This window comes from Sphingomonas sp. NY01 (assembly GCF_038809135.1).
Lineage (GTDB): Bacteria > Pseudomonadota > Alphaproteobacteria > Sphingomonadales > Sphingomonadaceae > Sphingomonas > Sphingomonas carotinifaciens.
The window spans coordinates 2,733,602-2,752,622 of the sequence record NZ_CP101722.1 but is presented as its reverse complement, the minus strand read 5'-3'; the positions used below and the strand labels follow the sequence as shown (position 1 = coordinate 2,752,622).

At 68.0% G+C, this 19,021-nt stretch carries 17 protein-coding genes and 1 pseudogene; 3 read left to right on the top strand and 15 right to left on the bottom strand.

The genetic code is table 11. From position 1 onward, the window contains the following. Positions 1–11: 11 nt before the first annotated feature. From NPJ82_RS13375 to NPJ82_RS13325, 11 genes are all read right to left on the bottom strand, one after another. Entirely contained in the window at positions 12–1,574 is a 1,563-nt protein-coding gene (locus tag NPJ82_RS13375) for a catalase (protein ID WP_149680971.1), read from the bottom strand. 138 nt (positions 1,575–1,712) lie between these two features. Then, positions 1,713–2,618: a hemolysin family protein gene (locus NPJ82_RS13370; RefSeq protein ID WP_112381218.1), complete on the bottom strand. Its 906-nt coding sequence runs from the start codon at positions 2,616–2,618 to the stop codon at positions 1,713–1,715. Between the two features lie 11 nt (positions 2,619–2,629). Next, positions 2,630–3,139 carry an rRNA maturation RNase YbeY gene (gene ybeY, locus NPJ82_RS13365; protein WP_112381217.1) on the bottom strand — a complete coding sequence of 170 codons (510 nt, stop codon included), beginning with the start codon at positions 3,137–3,139 and terminating at the stop codon, positions 2,630–2,632. Beyond that, positions 3,136–4,134 (bottom strand): PhoH family protein, encoded by a 999-nt coding sequence (locus tag NPJ82_RS13360; protein ID WP_112381216.1) that lies wholly within the window; start codon positions 4,132–4,134, stop codon positions 3,136–3,138. The genes ybeY and NPJ82_RS13360 overlap by 4 nt, the downstream gene beginning before the upstream one ends. Positions 4,135–4,220: 86 nt before the next feature. Further along, positions 4,221–5,543 (bottom strand): tRNA (N6-isopentenyl adenosine(37)-C2)-methylthiotransferase MiaB, encoded by a 1,323-nt coding sequence (miaB, locus tag NPJ82_RS13355; RefSeq protein ID WP_342657653.1) that lies wholly within the window; start codon positions 5,541–5,543, stop codon positions 4,221–4,223. A 238-nt stretch (positions 5,544–5,781) separates the two neighbouring features. Continuing rightward, positions 5,782–6,498 (bottom strand): lysophospholipid acyltransferase family protein, encoded by a 717-nt coding sequence (locus NPJ82_RS13350; protein WP_342657652.1) that lies wholly within the window; start codon positions 6,496–6,498, stop codon positions 5,782–5,784. Further along, the gene (locus tag NPJ82_RS13345; protein WP_112381213.1) at positions 6,495–6,929 is read right to left on the bottom strand and encodes a Fur family transcriptional regulator; all 435 of its coding nucleotides are present in this window, start codon (positions 6,927–6,929) and stop codon (positions 6,495–6,497) included. The genes NPJ82_RS13350 and NPJ82_RS13345 overlap by 4 nt, the downstream gene beginning before the upstream one ends. Positions 6,930–7,047: 118 nt before the next feature. After that, a complete protein-coding gene (locus NPJ82_RS13340; RefSeq protein WP_342657651.1) occupies positions 7,048–7,521 on the bottom strand; it encodes a GNAT family N-acetyltransferase in 474 nt (157 codons plus the stop codon). Then, positions 7,518–8,156 (bottom strand): tRNA (adenosine(37)-N6)-threonylcarbamoyltransferase complex dimerization subunit type 1 TsaB, encoded by a 639-nt coding sequence (gene tsaB, locus NPJ82_RS13335; protein ID WP_112381212.1) that lies wholly within the window; start codon positions 8,154–8,156, stop codon positions 7,518–7,520. Before tsaB ends, NPJ82_RS13340 begins: the two co-directional genes overlap by 4 nt. Before the next feature lie 4 nt (positions 8,157–8,160). Beyond that, positions 8,161–8,751 (bottom strand): malonic semialdehyde reductase, encoded by a 591-nt coding sequence (locus NPJ82_RS13330; RefSeq protein WP_205411536.1) that lies wholly within the window; start codon positions 8,749–8,751, stop codon positions 8,161–8,163. Next, complete coding sequence (locus NPJ82_RS13325) at positions 8,751–9,323, bottom strand: NifU family protein (RefSeq protein WP_112381210.1); 573 nt, start codon at positions 9,321–9,323, stop codon at positions 8,751–8,753. Before NPJ82_RS13325 ends, NPJ82_RS13330 begins: the two co-directional genes overlap by 1 nt. Before the next feature lie 524 nt (positions 9,324–9,847). Here NPJ82_RS13325 and NPJ82_RS13320 point away from each other — a divergent pair. Both NPJ82_RS13320 and NPJ82_RS13315 read left to right on the top strand, forming a co-directional pair. Beyond that, positions 9,848–9,926: pseudogene (locus NPJ82_RS13320) on the top strand. 22 nt (positions 9,927–9,948) lie between these two features. After that, positions 9,949–10,200, top strand: a complete 252-nt coding sequence (locus NPJ82_RS13315) for a hypothetical protein (protein WP_342657650.1) — start codon at positions 9,949–9,951, stop codon at positions 10,198–10,200. 43 nt (positions 10,201–10,243) lie between these two features. Here the strand turns inward: NPJ82_RS13315 and NPJ82_RS13310 are convergent, their stop codons facing one another. After that, entirely contained in the window at positions 10,244–10,981 is a 738-nt protein-coding gene (locus NPJ82_RS13310; RefSeq protein ID WP_149681456.1) for an aspartyl/asparaginyl beta-hydroxylase domain-containing protein, read from the bottom strand. 277 nt (positions 10,982–11,258) lie between these two features. Between NPJ82_RS13310 and NPJ82_RS13305 the strand changes: the two genes are divergently transcribed. After that, on the top strand, positions 11,259–14,174 hold the full coding sequence (locus NPJ82_RS13305) for an insulinase family protein (RefSeq protein WP_342657649.1): 2,916 nt from the start codon (positions 11,259–11,261) through the stop codon (positions 14,172–14,174). A gap of 41 nt (positions 14,175–14,215) precedes the next feature. Here the strand turns inward: NPJ82_RS13305 and NPJ82_RS13300 are convergent, their stop codons facing one another. The 3 genes from NPJ82_RS13300 to NPJ82_RS13290 all read right to left on the bottom strand — a co-directional run bounded on the left by NPJ82_RS13300 (position 14,216) and on the right by NPJ82_RS13290 (position 18,813). Continuing rightward, entirely contained in the window at positions 14,216–16,006 is a 1,791-nt protein-coding gene (locus NPJ82_RS13300; protein WP_342657648.1) for a long-chain fatty acid--CoA ligase, read from the bottom strand. Positions 16,007–16,067: 61 nt separating this feature from the next. Next, positions 16,068–17,723, bottom strand: coding sequence for a gamma-glutamyltransferase (gene ggt, locus NPJ82_RS13295; RefSeq protein ID WP_342659021.1), 1,656 nt, complete (start codon positions 17,721–17,723; stop codon positions 16,068–16,070). Positions 17,724–17,871: 148 nt separating this feature from the next. Beyond that, positions 17,872–18,813: a quinone-dependent dihydroorotate dehydrogenase gene (locus NPJ82_RS13290; RefSeq protein ID WP_342657647.1), complete on the bottom strand. Its 942-nt coding sequence runs from the start codon at positions 18,811–18,813 to the stop codon at positions 17,872–17,874. Positions 18,814–19,021 lie beyond the last annotated feature (208 nt).

Here is a 19,021-nt window from a genome sequence, read left to right as displayed (position 1 = left end):
AAGCAAGGGGGTTACTTCACGGGCTCGAACTTGGGTGCCTCCGCCTCGGTATTCTTGTGCGGTTCGTTTACTGCCATGCGGTCGACATCCTTGTGCGTCTCTCTGTCCTCCTCGGACTTGTCGAGATGGGCGAGCGCGTTGCGGACGCCCTCGGCATAGGAGGGGTCGACCTTGGCGAAGTGGCCAAGCTGGCGGTCGATGATGAACTGCGGGATGCCGTGCATCGCGGCGGCGATGTTCTTGAACAGGCGGCCCTTCTGCTCGTCGTCGAACATGGTGTAGAGCGCGCGCGGCTGGACGAAATCGTCATCGCCGACCGGTTGCTCCCACCGCTTGGCGACACCGTGCACCTCCAGCGGCGGCTCGTTGTAGCGCGGGTCCTGCACCGGGCCGTCGAAGCTGTTCGGCTCGTAATAGGCATCCGGATTGTTGTTGTCCGCGAAGAAGCGGAGCAGGCCGTCCTTATGGTAATGCGCGACGGGCGACTTGGGCTGGTTGACCGGCAGCGCCTCGTAATGTGCGCCGAGACGATGACGGTGCGCATCGGCATAGGAGAAGATGCGGCCCTGCAGCATCTTGTCCGGCGAGAAGCCGATGCCGCGCACGACGTTGGACGGGCTGAACGCGGCCTGCTCCACCTGGGCGAAGTAGTTTTCCGGGTTCTTGTTCAACTCGATCTCGCCGACCTCGATCAGCGGGAAATCGGCGTGCGGCCAGACCTTGGTCAGGTCGAAGGGGTTGTACGACGTCTCGTTCGCCTGCTCCTGCGTCATGACCTGGACGTACATCGTCCATTTCGGGAAGCGGCCCTCATGGATCGCGCCGTAGAGTTCCTCCTGATAGGATTCGCGGCTCTTGCCGATGATCTCGGCGGCTTCCTCGTTCGTGTAGAATTTGTGGCCCTGCTGGGTCTTGAAGTGGAACTTGCACCAGTAGCGCTCGCCCGCGTCGTTCCAGAACGAGAAGGTGTGGCTGCCATAGCCGTTCATATATTGCGGGCCGATCGGCAGGCCGCGGTCGGACATCAGGATCGTCACCTGATGAACGGACTCAGGGCAGAGCGACCAGAAATCCCACATCGCGGTCGGCGAGCGCAGGTTGGTGCGCGGATGGCGCTTCTGGGTGCGGATAAAGTCCGGGAACTTGTAGGGATCGCGCACGAAGAAGATCGGCGTGTTGTTGCCGACCAGATCCCAGTTGCCTTCCTCGGTATAGAATTTGAAGGAGAAGCCGCGCACGTCGCGCTCGGCGTCGGCCGCGCCCTGCTCGCCCGCGACGGTGGAGAAGCGCAGGAGCAGATCGGTCTTCTTGCCGACCTCGTTGAACAGCGCGGCGTTGGTGTATTTGGTAACCGCGTCTGAGGTGACGGTCAGCGTGCCGAACGCGCCCCAGCCCTTGGCATGGACGACGCGTTCCGGGATGCGCTCCCGATTTTGGTGCGCCAGCTTCTCGATGAGCTGATAGTCCTGGAGCAGCAGGGGGCCGCGCGGGCCGATGGTGATCGCGTTCTGATTGTCGCCCACCGGCGCGCCGGCGGAAGTGGTGAGCGTCGGGCGCTTCTTGTCGTCTGCCATGGAGTCTCTCCCGGGTTCCGTTCGAATTCTGGAACGGAGAGTGACAGCTTCGGTTCAAGCGGCAAAATGCATTGATTGCCCGTCTGTGATCGACTGCCTGAATTTCGCGACGGATGACATCGGCGGCCCGCCTGCGCGTCAGTCGTCCGTTTCCTCCGGGACCGGCGGGTGGAGGCGCAGGCGGTGGATGCGGCGTTCATCCGCTTCCAGCACCTCGATCGTCCAGCCGGTGGGGTGCGCGACCAAGGTACCGATATCGGGCACCTGCCCCGCGATCACCGCGGTGAGGCCGCCAAGCGTGTCGACATCCTCCTCCGCTTCCTCCAGCGCCGGGTCGACCGTGCGGGCGACCTCCGCCAGACCGACGCGGGCGTCGGCATCCCAGGCGCCGCCGTCGAGCGGCACGAGCAGCGCCTGGGGCGCATCGTCATGCTCGTCCTCGATCTCGCCGACGATCTCCTCGATCAGGTCCTCGATGGTGACGAGCCCTTCGGTGCCGGAATATTCGTCGAGCACGACCGCGAGATGAACGCGCTTCTGGCGCATGTCGGCGAGCAGATCGAGCGCGCCGCGGGACATGGGCACATAGAGCGGATCGCGGATCAGCCCGGCAATGGTCGCGGGATGCTCCGCCCCGGTCGCCAGGATGTTGAATACGTCCTTGATGTGGACCATGCCGATCACCTCATCCAGGCTTTCGCGGTAGACGGGCAGGCGGCTGTGCCCGGCCTCCGCAAAGATCTGCACGAGATGGTCGAAGGTGGTGCGTTCCTCCACCGCGATGATGTCGGCGCGCGGCACGCCGACGTCGCCGGCGTCGCGCTCGCCGAAATGCAGGAGGTTGCGGACCATCTGCCGCTCCAGCGGGGTCAGGTCGCCCTTGGCATCGGGGCCGGGATCGCCCTCGTGCCGGTCGATCGCCTCCTCAAGCTGCTCGCGCAGCGATTCCTCCTGCTGCTCGCCGAAGATCAGCGAGCGCAGGCCGCTCCATATCCCGTTTTCCTGGGAGTCACCGCCGACGGTGCTACTTTGGCCCTCTGACATGGGAAGGTCTTCTAGTCCTCGCGAACGCTGTAAGGGTCGTCGATGCCGAGCGAGGCCAGCGCGTCGCGCTCGATCGCCTCCATCGCCTCTGCCTCGTCGTCGTCCATATGGTCGTAGCCTAGCAGATGAAGCACGCCGTGCACCATCAAATGGGTGGCATGGGTTTCCACCGCGATGCCGCGCTCGGCCGCCTCCGCGACGCAGACGCCGTGCGCCAGGACGATATCGCCGAGCAGCAGCTCGCCATCGTCCGAATTCTGGCTGACGGTTTCGATCAGGTCGGGCTGCACCATCGGGAAGGACAGGACGTTGGTCGGCTTGTCCTTGCCCCGATACTGTTTGTTGAGGTGGTGAACCTCGTCGTCGGAGGTCAGGCGGACGCTGATCTCGACCAGCGCCGGCGTGGTGAGCAGGGGGCCGTGCGGCGTCCGCTCGATCGCGGCACGCGCGGCGCGGGTGGCGAGGCCGTCCCAGTCGGCATGCGCCCACGGCTCCTCACGGGAGAGTTCGATCTGGATCATGCGTCGGGGCCTTCATACGCCTCGACGATGCGACCGACGATCGGGTGGCGGACCACGTCGGCGGCGGTGAAGCGGCTCATCGCGATGCTCTCCAGCCCCTCCAGCCGGCGGACGGCATCGGCGAGACCCGAGGCGGCGACCCCGCCGGGCAGATCGACCTGGTTGGGATCGCCACAGATCACCATGCGGCTGTTCTGGCCGAAGCGGGTGAGGAACATCTTCATCTGCGCCGGCGTGGTGTTCTGCGCCTCGTCGAGAATGACGAAGGCGTCGCCGAGCGTGCGGCCGCGCATGAAGGCGATCGGGGCGATCTCGATCTCGCCACTGGCGATGCGGCGTTCCACCTGCTCGGCGGGCAGGCAGTCGTAGAGCGCATCGTAGAGGGGGCGGAGATAGGGATCGACCTTCTCCTTCATGTCGCCGGGCAGGAAGCCGAGCCGCTCGCCCGCCTCCACCGCCGGGCGCGACAGGATCAGGCGCTGGACCGAGCCGGTGATGAGCTGCGCCACCGCCTGCGCCACCGCCAGATAGGTCTTGCCCGTGCCCGCCGGCCCGAGCGCGAAGATCATGTCGTTGGACACGAGCTCCTTCATGTAATGCGCCTGGGCGGGGGTGCGGGGCACGATCGTCTTCTTGCGGGTCCGGATCATGATCGGCGGGGGCGAGGACCGCTCCGCCGAGACGATGCCGTCCAGCGTCGGTTCCGCCGCCATCGCGATCGAAGCGTCGACCAGACCGGTATCGACCTCCTCGCCGCGGCCGATGCGGGCGTAGAGATCGTTCAGCACATCGCGGGCCATCGCCACCTGCTCGGCGGTGCCCTCCAGCCCGACACGGTTGCCGCGCGCGGTGATGTAGACCCCCAGCCGGTTTTCCAGCGCGACCAGATTGCGATCATATTGGCCGAACAGATGGGCAAGCATCTGCGGCTTTTCGAACACCAGTTCCACCCGGCTGCGTTCACCGGCACGGGCGGGAAGGGGCTTACGGCTCATGCGATCCTTTCTTCGCGGATTGCCGTGAAGATGGTGCGCGAACGGGCGGAGCGCCAGTGGGAAAATCGGTTGCCCACGATGCGCAGTCAGGCCGCCGCGCGCAGCGTCTGCGTGCCGGTCAGCGAATTGGGGCCGGCGGCGCTCAACTGCACCGTCACCACGTCGCCGATGGCGTGGTCGCCGATCAGGTGAACCGACTGCAACCAGGGCGATTTGCCGAGCATCTGGCCGGGCAGCTTGCCACGACGTTCGATCAGCACGTCGCAAGTGCGCCCGACGCTGGCGAGGTTGAAGGCGTGCTGGTCCCGGTTGAGTGCGGCCTGAAGCCGCTGGAGACGGTCGTCCATCACCTCCGCCCCGACCTGATCGGCCATGTCGGCGGCCGGCGTGCCGGGGCGCGGCGAATATTTGAAGCTGAACGCCTGCGCATAGCCGAGCGCGTCGACGAGGCTGAGCGTGTCGGCGAACTCGGCCTCCGTTTCGCCGGGGAAGCCGACGATGAAGTCGCCGGACAGCGCGATGTCCGGCCGCACCGCGCGGATCCGGTCGATCAGGCGCAGATAGGAGTCGCGGCTGTGTGCGCGGTTCATCGCCTTCAGCACGCGGTCGTTGCCCGCCTGCACCGGCAGATGCAGGAAGGGCATCAGGCTTTCGACGTCGCCATGCGCATCGATCAGCCCTTGCGTCATGTCGTTGGGGTGGCTGGTGGTGTAGCGGATGCGGTGCAGCCCCTCGATCCGGTCGAGGGTGCGGATCAGGCCGTGCAGGCCGTGATCCTCGGCATCGTTCCACGCGTTGACGTTCTGGCCGAGCAGCGTGATCTCGCGCGCGCCGGCATCGACCAGCGCCTTTGCCTCGTCCACGATCGCGGCGAAGGGGCGGCTGATCTCCGCACCGCGGGTATAGGGCACGACGCAATAGGTGCAGAACTTGTCGCATCCCTCCTGCACGGTCAGGAAGGCCGACGGGCCGACCTTGCGGCGGCCGGGCAGCTTGCCGAACTTGCTGGCGAGCGGCATGTCGGTATCGAGCGCGGCCTCGCCCTTCGCGGCCTTTGCGACGAGTTCGGGGAGGTTGTGATAGGCCTGCGGGCCGACGACGACGTCCACATTCGCGCGGCGGACGATCTCGTCGCCTTCGGCCTGCGCGACGCAGCCGGCGACGGCGATCATCGGGTCGTGACCTTGCTGGCGCGCGTGTTTGCGCAGGCGGCCGATGTCCGAATAGACCTTTTCGGTCGCGCGTTCGCGGATGTGGCAGGTGTTGAGCACGACGAGGTCGGCCGCGGTCGCATCATCGGTCGCGGTCAGGCCCTGGGCGGCCATCAGTTCGGCCATGCGCTCGCCGTCATAGACGTTCATCTGGCAGCCGAACGACTTGACGTGGAAGGTCTTCGGATTGGACTTCATGGGCGGGGCCCATAGCAGAGTCGCGCGGCCGGCGGGAGGGGCGGCGCGCGGAAGTGGACACTACGTCCCCCCGTCCGTGTCCACTTACCTTTTTTGCAATCGTGCGGTTGGATGAAGGCGCAAACGGGGAGGGGCTGTCCCATGGCTGCAATGTAGCAGAATCGGGTATTGTAGGACAGCGATAGCTACCCTCACCGGGCGCTCGCGGCCCCAAGCCCTGCCCGAAGGGAGGGGCGTTTCAGGCCTGTTCCTCGATCCGGCGGCGGGCCTCGGCGGCGATGGCTTTGCGGCCGGGGTGGTCGGCGGGGTCGAAAGGGGGGCAGAAGGTCAGGGTTGCCGTGAAGCGGCCGGGGCGGCGAAGGACGCGGACGGCGTTCGTCTGGCCATGTTCGCCATCGGGCCAGGCGAGATCGGCCATGGCCGGGCCATAGTCGATGCGCACGGGCTGGACGCGGATGCCGGGCGGGGCGGGGTCGAGCGCGGCGAAGAGGGCGGGCTTGAAGGGGAGCAATGCCCGGCCGTCGCCGGTGGTGCCTTCGGGAAAGATGGCGAGCGGCTGGCCGCGGGCGAGGGCGTCGCGGATTGCCTGCACCTGGTCCGCAATGCCGAGACGGTCGGCGCGCTCGATGAACAGGGTTCGGTTGAGGCTGCACAGCCAGCCGACCAGCGGCGTGCGGGCGAGTTCGGCCTTGGCGACGAAGCTGGTGCCGGTGGCGCCGGCGAGCAGGGGAATGTCGAGCCAGCTCTGATGATTGGCGACGAACATCACGTCGCGGGTCAGCGGCTGGCCGACGATGCGGGCCCGCGCGCCGGCGATGCGCGCGACGCGGGCCAGAAACCGCCGCGGCCAGGGAGAGGCGCGCCGCCCGCTGCGCCAGGCGCCGTGAAGGGCCAGCGCGCCGGCGAGGCTGGCGGAAAGGCCGGCGACCCGGATCGCCAGCCAGCCCTGCTTCAACGATCCGGCTTCGGCTGGCGATCGAGGCTGACGCCGTAGAGTTCCATGCGGTGATCGACAAGGCGGAAACCGAGCTTCTCGGCGATCGCCTTTTGCAGCTGTTCGAGTTCGGGATCGACGAATTCGATGACGCGGCCGGTCTCGACATCGATCAGATGGTCGTGATGCGCCTCGGGCGAAGGCTCGTAGCGGGCGCGACCGTCGCCGAAATCGTGGCGGTCAAGGATGCCGGCCTCTTCGAACAGGCGCACGGTACGATAGACGGTGGCGATCGAGATGCCGGGGTCGATCGCGGCGGCGCGCTCATAGACCTTTTCGACATCGGGATGATCCTCGGCCTCGGACAGCACGCGCGCGATGACGCGCCGCTGCTCGGTGATGCGCAGCCCCTTTTGCGCGCAGAGCGCTTCCAGATCGATTTTGCGGGCCATGCTTCACTACTCCTTGGGACGCGCCATCATATAGGCCCAAAGCGTTTTTGCGAAAAGAGGATAGCGATTCGCAATAAGTGGGACTTTCTGCCCTCTACCCTCCGGGGGGCTTCCGAAGCTATCCCACCACCCGCGCGTAGGTATGCGCATCATAAGCCACGCCGTCATGGCCCCGGTAATAGCCGCGGCGAATGCCCTGACGCGTGAAGCCGTGACGCTGGTAGAAGGCGATGGCGGGATTGTTCTCGCGCACCTCGAGGTGGAGGTGGGTCACGCCGCGGGCGGCGCAGTCGGTCAGCACACCCTGCATCAGCGCGGTGCCAACGCCGGCGCGGCGATGCGCCGGCGTGACGGCCAGCAGCAGCAGCTCGGCCTCGTCCAGCACCGCGCGGGTGAGGGCGAAGCCGGCGGGGATGTCGTCAACCAGCGCGAAGACCAGGTGGATGCCGGGCATCGCCAGCACGCCCATCGCCTGCGAGCGGGTCCATGCCTCGCCCCAGCGGGCCTCGAAGGCGGCGGCCATCAGCGCATCCATCACGCCCACGTCGCGCGCATCGCCGGTGCGCAGCGTGAGGCTGCGCGTCGCCATCATGCAGCGACCCCGAGCGCGGGCCTGGGCGTGGGGGGCTTTGCATCGGGCGCCCGACCATAGATCGGCCGCGGCGGCAGATCGGCCTGGGCGGGGGGCAGGCGATGCGCCTCGGCAGCGTCGGGCAGCGCCTCGATCACGGGCAGGTCGGGGGCGAGCGCGGTCAGCCGGTGGACGCCGTTGCCGACCGCGGTGCGGCCGGCGAGGTCGGCGAGCGCGGCATCGGGCTTGCGCGATGCGGCGGGGGCAAGCGGGGTGAGATCGGCGGCGAAGGGTTGCACGAAGACCTCGCCATGCCCGCCCTCCAGCACGACGCACACCTCCGCCAGATCGTGCGCGGCGAGGGCAGCGGCGGCAACGAGCGCGAGCGACTGAAAGCCCGCGACCGGCACCTGCCAGCCAAAGGCGAGGCCGCGCGCGGCGGCGAGCCCGACGCGGATGCCGGTAAAGCTGCCCGGACCGCAATCCACCAGGATGCGGTCCGCCCGGCCGCCGCCATCCAGCGCGGCGATCATCGGCACCAGCTTTTCGGCATGACCGCGGCCGACCACGTCATGCGCATGGTCGATCACCCGCCCGTCCTCGATCAGCGCGACCGAGCAGGCGGCGGTGGCGGTCTCGATGACGAGCGTGCGCAAGGGATCAGGCGATGCGGTTGAAGCGGTCGAAGTCCGGCCGCGGGTTGCGCGGGTGGAGCGTCGAGCGATCGCCGTAACCGAGCGTCGAGATCAGGTTGGTACGCACGCCGGGCTGATCCGCGAAAAAGGCGAGATCGACCTGTCCGGCGTCGAAGCCCGACATCGGACCGGTATCCAGCCCCAGAGCGCGGGCGGCCAGGATGAAATAGCCGGCCTGGAGCGAGCTGTTGCGGAAGGCGGACGCCTCGCGCAGTTCCGTATTGCCGTCGAACCAGCTCTTTGCGTCCACATGCGGATAAAGATCGGGCAGGTGTTCGTGGAAGTTCACGTCCATGCCGATGACGACCGCGACGGGAGCCTTGCGGATCTTGGCCGCGTTCGAGTCGCTGGCGCAGGCGGCGAGCCGGTCCTTGGCCTCCTGGCTGGTGCACCAGACGAGGCGGGCGGGAAGCTGGTTGGCGGAGGTGGGGCCGAACTTCATCAGGTCCCAGATCGCGTGCAGCGCCGAGGTTTCGACGGGCGTATCGAGATAATGATTGAAGGTGCGAGCTTCGCGAAACAGCCGGTCGAGCGCGGCGTCGTCGAGCGGCTGCATCAGACGGCCCTCACTTCGGTGACTTCGGGAACATAGTGGCGCAGCAGCTGCTCGATGCCGTTCTTGAGCGTGGCGGACGAAGACGGGCAGCCGGCGCAGGCGCCCTGCATCCGCAGGTATACCTTGCCCTTGTCGAAGCCGCGATAGACGATGTCGCCACCGTCATTGGCCACCGCTGGGCGGACGCGGGTTTCGATCAACTCGCGGATCTGGGCGACGATGTCGGCATCGGCGGGATCGTCGGCAAAGCTTTCTTCCTCGACGGGCACGGCGAAGTCGGCGCTGCCCTGGCGGAAGAGCGGCATGTTGGCAGAGAAATGGTCGAGCAGGATGCCGAGCACGTCGGGCTTCACGTCCGCCCAGTTGATGCCGGGCGCGATGGTCACCGAGACGAAGTCACGGCCGAAAAAGACGCCGGTGACGTCGCCCAGGTCGAAGATCGCCTCGGCCAGCGGGCTGGCGGTGGCCTCTTCAGGAGTGGCGAAATCGCGGGTGCCGGCATCCATCACCGCCCGGCCGGGCAGGAACTTCAGCGTCGCGGGGTTCGGCGTGGCTTCGGTTTCGATCAGCATGGGGAGCATGTGGCGCGGCGCGGGGCGGGGATCAAGCGGGTTGGGGGAAAGGGATCGTTTCCGGGGGGATAGCGGGGTGCGTCAAATACCCTACTCCCCGCCGGGGAGGGGGTAGATGGGGGTGATCGCGGTTCACACTCTTCGACGCGCACCGCATCTGGGCCGACGGAACCGAGTTCCGGTGGACGCGCAAGGAAGCCACCGCATGATGGTCTGATCCCGCACGACCCGAATCAGCTCCGCCGCGAGGCGGGGGCAAGCCGAGAGAACGAGGCCGAGGCGACTGCGCTGTGATCGGAGTGCCACCAGAGCCCGTCAAGGTAGATAGCAGCCCTCGATCACTTATCGAACGACCCATGGTGAGGCGGCTTCGCGCCGACCTCGGACACAAGCTGGAACCGCGATAGCCCACCGATAATATCACCGACCAAGCGCCCCGCCTGGTCGCGATCCGCGCTGCCCACGCTTGCGGCAGCACCTAGACTTGCTGGTTAGCTGTTGTTCGACATGGTAACGCAAGTCGCGCCAGCGTGACGAAATTGGTAGACGTATCGCTACAGCGATCCCGGCGACGGGGTGCGGGTTCGATCCCTGCCGCTGGCATTAAGACTGAGCAGGACGGATCATGGATCTTGAAAACCGCGACTTCGCCCTCTTGGTCAAGAGAACGCGAGAGAAATTCGGCGTGAGCATTGATGCCGCTTACGATCTGATCTTTGCCGACCCGGACATGAAGCGTCTTGTAGCATGGCGGATCAACCACGATCCCGAATGCCGGAAGCAAGCACTTGGGGATATCCGGCGCAAAGGTGATAACTCACGTTTCATCTGTGACGGTGACCGTATCAGGTTTCGCGACCACATCTCCTTGCGTTGAAAGTCCGGTTCCCGCTTCCGGCGGGGACCGCAATCACACAAGGTTACACGTCCATCTGTTTTACGGCGGCGTTCCAGGTGTCGATGTTGGTGCGCGCTTCCTGGACGAAGGCGGAGCGGCGGACGAAGCCCATGAACAGGTCGGCGAACCATTTGCCCGGCTGGCGCAGGGGGCGTTCGAACTGGATGAGGAGGACGACGCGGGTGCCGTTCGTCTCGTTCCAGACCTCATGCTGGTAGGTATCGTCGAAGACCAGCGTCTCGCCCTCCGCCCAGCGGACGATGCGGTCGTGGACGCGCATCCGCACATCGCCGTCACGCGGCACGATCAGGCCGAGATGACAGGTGATCAGCCCCTTGGTGACGCCGCGGTGATCGGGGATGTGGGTGCCGGGCGCGAGGATCGAGAAGAAGGCGGAGTTGAGGCCGGGGATGGAGGCGACGACCTGGGCGGTGCGCGGGCAGCGCGCCAGATTGTCCGCGATCGGATAGCTGTAGCCCCACAGGAAGAAGGAGCGCCACTTGTTCACCTCCGCGATCGAGCGGTGGTCGGGCGAGATGGTGGCGAGGCTGGGGCTGGCCTGCCCCTGGAGCGCGACGGAGACCGCCTCGTCACGGATCGCCTGCCAGTTGTCGCGCAGGGCGGCGGTCCAGGCGAAGTCGCGGGTGTCGAGGACGGGGTCGTTCGAGACGAGCGAGGACGAGCCGATCAGCCGGTCGAACACGCCGCGGATCTGCTTGCCGAAGCGGATGATGAAGGGGCGGCCGCGTTCGGCCTGCATCGGGGCACCGGGTTGCGGTGCGCCCGAGATCGAGCCGAGATCGGGGGTGACGGCGCGGCCACGGGGTGCGTCGTCCGCGTTCCGCCATAAAAGACGGTCCTGTCCAACTTTTACCTCAACGCCCATCGGATCAACCACTTGTCTGTTGTTGCCGTGCCGTGGCCGGCCAGTATCGGCGCCCTAGTCGCGCTATGGGTCGAAATGATGGCGGGATCGGGCAAGGATGCGGCAGGCGTGGCTGGCGGAGGGGGCCGCGAGCGGGTACAGGGTGATGCCTATGGCGTTTCCTTCGCGCGCATATCGCGCTCCCGTCCTTCTCTTCCTCGGGCTGGGACTGGCCGGCCTGGCGCCGGTGTCCGGGCAGCAGGCACCGGCCCCGCAGGCCGCCCCCGTCGCGCCGGTGCAGCAACCGGCACCCGCCGCGGTGCCGCCGATCCCCGGCGTCGACCAGACCCCCTGGCTCTACAAGGGGTCGGACCTGCCGCAGGACAAGGCCTGGGCCTTTGGTACGCTGCCCAACGGCCTGCGCTATGCGGTGCGCAAGAACGGGGTGCCGCCGGGGCAGGTGGCGGTCCGGGTGCGGATCGATGCCGGGTCGTTGAACGAGCGGGATTCGGAACGCGGTTTCGCGCACTTCATCGAGCATCTGAGCTTCCGCGGATCGGAATATGTGCCTGACGGCGAGGCCAAGCGCATCTGGCAGCGGTTCGGCGCGACGTTCGGATCGGACTCGAATGCGTCGACCACGCCCACCCAGACCGTCTACAAGCTGGACCTGCCGGGCGCGACCGAGGCGGGGCTGGACGAAAGCCTGAAGATCCTGTCGGGCATGATGGAAAAGCCTGCGCTGACCGATGCGGCGCTGGCCGCGGAACGCCCGGTGGTGTTGGCCGAGCGGCGCGAACAGCCGGGGCCGCAGGTACGCTGGTCCGACAAGCTGCGCGAAACCTTCTTTGCCGGGCAACCGCTCAGCCAGCGCTCGCCGATTGGGCAGGTGGAGACGTTGCAGGCGGCGACCGCGGCCAGCGTGCGCGCGTTCCACAACCGCTGGTATCGGCCCGAGCGGGCGGTGGTCATCATCTCCGGCGACATGGACCCGGCGGTGTTCGCGCGGCTGATCGCCAAGAATTTCGCCGACTGGAAGGGGGTGGGCGAGAAGCCGGTCGATCCCGATTTCGGCACGCCACAGGCGGATCAGCCGCCATCGGCATCGATCGCGGAGCCCGGCCTGCCGCCGGTGGTGGTGATGGGCGTGATGCGGCCGTGGCGGTATCAGGACGACACGATCATCTTCAACCAGAAGCGGCTGGTCGACATGCTGGCGACGCGGCTGATCAGCCGGCGGCTGGAGACGCGCGCGCGGGCGGGGGGCAGCTTCCTGCAGGCGGGGGTCAGCCTGGACGACGTGTCGCGATCGGCGAACCTGACCGCGGTGAACATCGTGCCGGTCGGCGACGACTGGGAGGCGGCGCTGAAGGACGTGCGCGCGGTGATCGCCGATGCGATGGCGACCGCGCCGGGGCAGGCCGAGGTCGACCGCGAACTGGCCGATTTCGACACCATCATGCGCACCCAGGTGGAGACCACGCGGGTGGAGGCCGGCGCACGGCAGGCCGACGACATGGTCGAGGCGCTCGACATCCGCGAAACGGTGACGGGGCCGGAGACGTCCTACGCGATCCTGAAGGACGCGATCGCCAAGAAGATGTTCACGCCGGAAACGCTGCTCGCCTCCACCCGCAAGATCTTCCAGGGGGATGCGACACGGGCGCTGGTCAACACGCGCAGCCCCGACCCAGGTGTCGCGACGAAGCTGGCGGCGGCCTTGAAGGCGGATGTGTCCGCGCTGGCGGGCAAGCGGCGGCAACAGGCCAACGTCACCTTTGCGCAACTGCCCAGGCTGGGAACGCCCGGTAAGGTCGTCTCGCGCCAGGCGATCCCGGCGCTGGACATGGAACAGGTGGTATTCGCCAATGGCGTGCGCCTGCTGCTGTTCCCCAACGCGTCGGAAACGGGGCGCGTCTATCTGCGGGCCCGGTTCGGGCAGGGGTATAACGCGCTGCCCGCGAACCGCAAGAGCCCGATCTGGGCGGCGGACCTGGCGTTGATGGCGGGCGGCATCGGCAAGCTGGACCAGGGCGACCTGGACCAGTTGAGCGCCGGGCGCCGGCTGGGGCTGGACTTCGGCATCGAGAATGACGCGTTCGCGCTGGGGGCGATCACCTCGCCGAGCGATTATGCCGACAATCTGCAACTGATGGCGACCAAGCTGGCGGCACCCGCCTGGGACCCGGCACCCCTGACCCGCGCCAAGGCCGTGGTGCGCGCGGCCTATGCCGGGTTCAGCGCCTCGCCCGACGGGGTGATCAGCCGCGATCTGGAGCGGTTGCTGCACGACGGCGATCCGCGCTGGGGAACGCCCACGCCCGAGGTGGTGGCGGGGACGACGCCCGCCGCGTTCAAGGCGCTGTGGGCGCCGCTGCTCGCCTCCGGCCCGATCGAGGTGTCGGTGTTCGGCGATGTGAAGGCGGACGAGGCGATCGCGGCGGTGGGCCGGACGTTCGGCGCGCTGAAGCCGCGTCCGGCGGCGACCGGGGCGGCGCCGGCGATCCGGTTTCCGGCGCATGTCGCGGCGCCCGTTGTCAGGACGCATGACGGGGCGGCGGACCAGGCGGCGGCGGTGATCGCGTGGCCGACCGGCGGCGGGAGCGCGGACTGGCGCGACCGGACGCGGCTCGACGTGCTGGCGCAGGTGTTCTCCGACCGGCTGTTCGACCGGCTGCGCTCGGAGGCGGGGGCGAGCTATACGCCGCAGGTGGCGAGCCAGTGGCCGATCGGCCTGTCGGGCGGCGGGCGGATGATCGCGATCGGGCAGGTGGCGCCGGACAAGGTGGACTTCTTCTTCACCCTGGCGCGGGAGATCGCCGCCGACCTGGTGGCGAACCCGATCGGGGCGGACGAGTTGCAGCGCATCAAGCGGCCGATGGGGCAGTTCATCCTGCGCGCATCGTCGGGCAACCAGTTCTGGTTGCAGCAGCTGGGCGGCGCCTCGTTCGATCCCAAGCGGGTGGAGGCGACGCAGCAGCTGGCGCAGGATTTCGTATCGATCGATCCGGCGCAGTTGCAGGCGGTTGCGGTGAAATATCTGCGGCCGGAGCGGGACTGGACGTTGAAGGTGGTGCCGAAGAAGTGAGGCTTGGCGCCCTCTCCCCGGAGGGGAGAGGGGGTTAGTGGTCACCCCTTGTAGAGCGCGTCCAGTTTCTCGCCGTAGATCTGGCGGATGATGTGGCGGCGAATCTTGAGCGAGGGGGTCATCTGCTGGTTTTCGATTGCGAAGGGTTCGTCGGCCAGGATGAAGCGGCGGATGCGCTCGGTGACGGACAGGTCGCGGTTTACCCGGTCGACCGCGGCGGTGAGGGCGGCGCGGTAGTCGAGATCGTCCCATAACGCGTCCGCCCGGCAGGCGGTGCCGCGCTTCGCGCACCATTCCTGCGTCCATTCGGGATCGGGGACGATGAGCGCGACCATATAGGGGCGGCGGTCGCCCGCGATCATCGCCTGAAGGATCTCGGGCTGGAGGGTCAGCATCCCCTCCACCTTCTGGGGCGCGACATTCTCGCCCTTGTCGTTGATGATGATGTCCTTCTTGCGGTCGGTGATCTTGATGCGACCGGCCGCGTCGAACTCGCCGATATCGCCGGTGTGCAGCCAGCCATCCTGCAGCACGCGGTCGGTTTCCGTCTCGTTGTGCCAATAGCCGTGCATGACGAGTTCGCCGCGCACCAGTATCTCGCCATCCTCGGCGATCCGCACCTCGGTATCGGCGAGCGGCGGGCCGACCGTGTCCATGCGCAGGCCCGCGGACGGGCGGTTGCAGGCGATGACGGGCGCCGCTTCGGTCTGGCCATAGCCTTGCAGCACGGTGAGCCCGATCGAGTGGAAGAAGATGCCGATTTCCGGGTTGAGCGGCGCGCCGCCCGATACCATCGCCTTCAACCGGCCGCCGAAGCGTTTGGAGATCTTGGGTTTGAACAGCGTGCCCACCGCCAATTGGCGGGGGCGGTCGACGAGGCGCAGGCGGCCGTCATAGGATTTCGCACCGAGATCGAGCGCGTGGCCGAGCAGGCGCGCGGCAAGGCCGCCCTTTTTCTCGATACCCTTGGTGATGCGGGTGCGCAGCACCTCGAACAAGCGGGGCACGACGACCATGATCGTCGGGCGCACCTCCTCGATATTGGCGGCGAGCTTGTCGAGGCCTTCGGCATAATAGATGTGGCCGCCCAGGCCGATGGGCAGAAACTGGCCGCCGGTATGCTCATAGGCGTGGCTGGGGGGCAGGAAGGACAGGAACACCTCCTCGTCGTCCCAGGAGAAATCCTCGGCGATGATGCGCACGCAGCCGTTGACGTTGTGAAGGATCGCGCCGTGATGCTGCATCACCCCGCGCGGCGCGCCGCCGGTGCCCGAGGTGTAGATGATGCACGCCAGATCGCCGCGCACGAAATCGGCGCGCGCGGCCACCGTGGCGGGGTCCGCGGCATGCTTGTCGATCAGTGCGTCATATTGGAAGCATTCGATCTGGCTTTGCCCGAGGCGCAGCGACTCGATCCCGATCACCTTTTCGAGATGGGTGGAGCGCAGAACGGCGGGCATCAGCGTGTTGGCGAGCTTCTGCGTCGAGACGATGACCGCGCGGGCGCCCGAATTCTCGATGATGTGCGCATGGTCGCGCTCGGTATTGGTGGTGTAGGTCGGCACGGTCACGCAGCCGGCGGCCATGATCGCGAGGTCGGCGATGCACCATTCCGGCCGGTTCTCGCTGACCAGCATCACCCGGTCGCCACGTTGCAGCCCGATATCGGTCAGCGCGTTGGCGAGGCTGGCCACGGCGCGCGCAGCGTCCGCCCAGCTGATCGAGACCCAGGCGCCGTTCTGCTTGCGCGACAGAAAGGGCGCGTCGCCCTTCTCCGCGGCGCGGGTGAAGAACATGGTGACGAGGTTGGGGAAATGTTCCAGCGTTCGCATCGGCCTCTCCTGATCGCCCGCATCATCGTCGGTGCGACGCACGGGGTTCTGTTTTCGTTGCTTATTCCGCCGGGCGGTCGAAGATCGAGCCCTGACGGCGGATGCGGGTGACGTTGCCGGCGACATCGATCGCCACGCCCTCGCTGCGCGGATCGGCGGCGCCGACCCAGCGGCCGTCCACCCGCTCGATGGCGTTGGCCTTCAGGCCGAGCGGTGCGACGCGCACCTGTTCGCCCAAGGCCTGAAGCTGGGGGACGAGGGGTTCGAGGGTGGTGCCCTTCTCGACCGTCGCGACCTGACCGGGGGCGTAGACGAGGCCGAGGCCGATCGCATCCTGCGCGCTGAGTTTCCAGTCGATGACGCCGATGATCGCCTTGGCGACCTGCGCGATGATGGTCGATCCGCCGGCGGCCCCGACCGCGAGGCGGACCTTGCCCTGCGGGTCGTAGACGATGGTCGGCGACATCGAACTGCGCGGGCGCTTGCCGCCCTCCACCCGGTTGGCGACGAGGCGGCCGTCCCTGACGGGCACGATGTCGAAATCGGTCAGCTCGTTGTTGAGCGAGGTGCCGTCGACGGACAGGCCGGAGCCGAAATAGCCCTCGATCGTGGTGGTCACCTGTACCGCGTTGCCGGCGGCATCGACGGCGGCAAGGTCGGAGGTGCCGGGTACCTCGCTGACGGGCGCGCGGACGCGCGGCGGGGCGCCCGGCGGCGTGCCCGGCGAGACGCTCGCCATGGTGCGGTCCGGCGCGATGAGGGCGGAGCGGGTGGCCAGATAGGTCGGATCGGTCAGCCCCCTGACCGGCACCTGCACATAATCGGGATCGGCGAGGTACATGTCGCGATCGGCATAGGCGAGGCGCGAGGATTCGGCGAACAGGTGCCAGGCGGTGGCGGAGGCGGGGCCGAGCCTGCCCATGTCGAAGCGTTCGAGCTGCTTCAGGATCATCAGCACGGTGACGCCGCCGGCCGATGGCGGCCCCATGCCGCAGATACGGTAGGCGCGGTAGGTGCCGCAGACGGGCGGGCGCGACTTGGCGTCATAGGTGGCGAGGTCGCCGGTGGTCATCCTCGACGGATTGCGCGCGGCGGTGTTGACGGTGGTGACGATCTTTTGCGCCTGCGGGCCGACATAGAAGCTGTCGGGCCCTTGCGCGGCGATGCGTTCGAAGAGTGCGGCCTGATCGGGGACGCGGACGGTGGCGCCGACGGGAAGCGGCTTGCCGTCGGACCCCGAGAAGCGCGCGCGGGTGGCGGCATCGACATGGGCACCGAAGCGGATCAGGCCGCCGTACAGCCGCTCGCTGACCGTGAAGCCGTCGCGGGCGAGGCGGATGGCGGGGCCGAACAGCGTCTTCCAGGGCAGCCTGCCCGACTGGCGATGGGCGAGCGCCATGCCGCGCAGCGCGCCGGGCACGCCGACGCTGCGGCCGCCGGGCACGGCATCGCCATGCGACAGGGGCGTGCCGTCGGGTGCGAAGAACCAGCGCGGGTCGGCGGCGGCGGGCGCGGCCTCACGCGCGTCGATGGTGGAGAGCCGGGCCGTGCGGGCGGCGTGGGACACCCAGAAGCTGCCGCCGCCGATGCCGGAATTCTGCGGCTCCACCACGTTCAGCACCAGCATGGTGGCGATCGCGGCGTCGGTGGCGGTGCCGCCCATGCGCAGCATGTCGACCCCGGCCTGCGCGGCGCGGGGGTCGGCGGCGCTGACCATCCCTTGGGTAACGGGGCTCTTTGTAACGGGTCTGGTGGTGGTGCGGGCGGATGCGGTGGCGGGCAGGGCGAGCGCGGCGGCGGCGAGCAGCAGGGTCTTCATCGCGCGCGAACCTACCGGCGCGGGTTGCCTGCGCCAAGTCGTAACGTCAGGCGTTCACCGCCTCCGCCACGCTGGCGAAGCCGTCGCGCGCCAGCAGGGCATCGAGCCCTTCCAACATGCGGCCGGGCAGGCCGGGGCCTTCATAGACCAGCGCGGAGTAGAGCTGGACGAGGCTGGCCCCGGCGCGGATGCGGGCATAGGCCTCTTCGGCCGAGCCGATGCCGCCGGCCGCGATCAGCGCGATCTGCGCGCCCGTGGCGCTGCGGAAGGCGGCAAGCTTCTCGCGGGCAAGCGGAGCCAGCGGCGCGCCGGACAGGCCGCCGGTCTCGGCGGCATTGGAGGAGGCAAGGCCGGGGCGGGTGATCGTGGTGTTGCCGATGATGATCGCATCCAGCCGGTGGTCGATCGCGGCGCGGGCGATGTCGTCGATCTGTGCCGTATCGAGGTCGGGGGCGGCCTTCAGGAACAGGGGCGTGCTGCCCGCCGCGGCGCGGGAGGCGGCGAGCAGTTCGGCAAGGGCGGCGCCGTGCTGCAGATCGCGCAGGCCGGGCGTGTTGGGACTGGAGATGTTGATGGTGACGTAATCGGCGACGGGGGCGGCGGCGCGCACGCCGTGCGTATAGTCGGCGATGCGGTCGGCGGCGTCCTTGTTGGCGCCGACATTGATGCCGAGCGTGGCGGTACGCTTCGCGGTGCGCGCGCGGGCAAGGCCGGCGTCGAGGCCGCCATTGTTGAAGCCGTAGCGGTTCACCACGCCCTTGTCCTCGACCAGCCGGAACAGGCGGGGTCTGGGGTTGCCGGGCTGTGGCTTGGGCGTGAGGGTGCCGATCTCGACGCTGCCGAAGCCGAGGCCGGAAAAGCCGGTGATCGCCTGTCCGTCCTTGTCGACGCCGGCGGCGAGACCGACCGGATTGGGAAAGTCGAGGCCGGCGACGCGGGTGGCGAGCCGGGGGAAGCGGCGCGGATCGACCGCCAGCGGGGCGCCCACCGCCCCCAGCGCGACAGCATCGCGATCGTCAGGCCGTGCGCGCGCTCGGCATCCATGGCGAACAGGAGGGGGTGGTAGAAGGCCATGGCGGCGGCGTTAGCGCGTCGGGGGCACATGCGCAAAGCCGCTTACTCTGATCGCAACGCTTGGTGCCGCAGCGGCCCGATTTGCGGTTGACGAATCCCGTCCCCATAGCCATCTGCCCAAT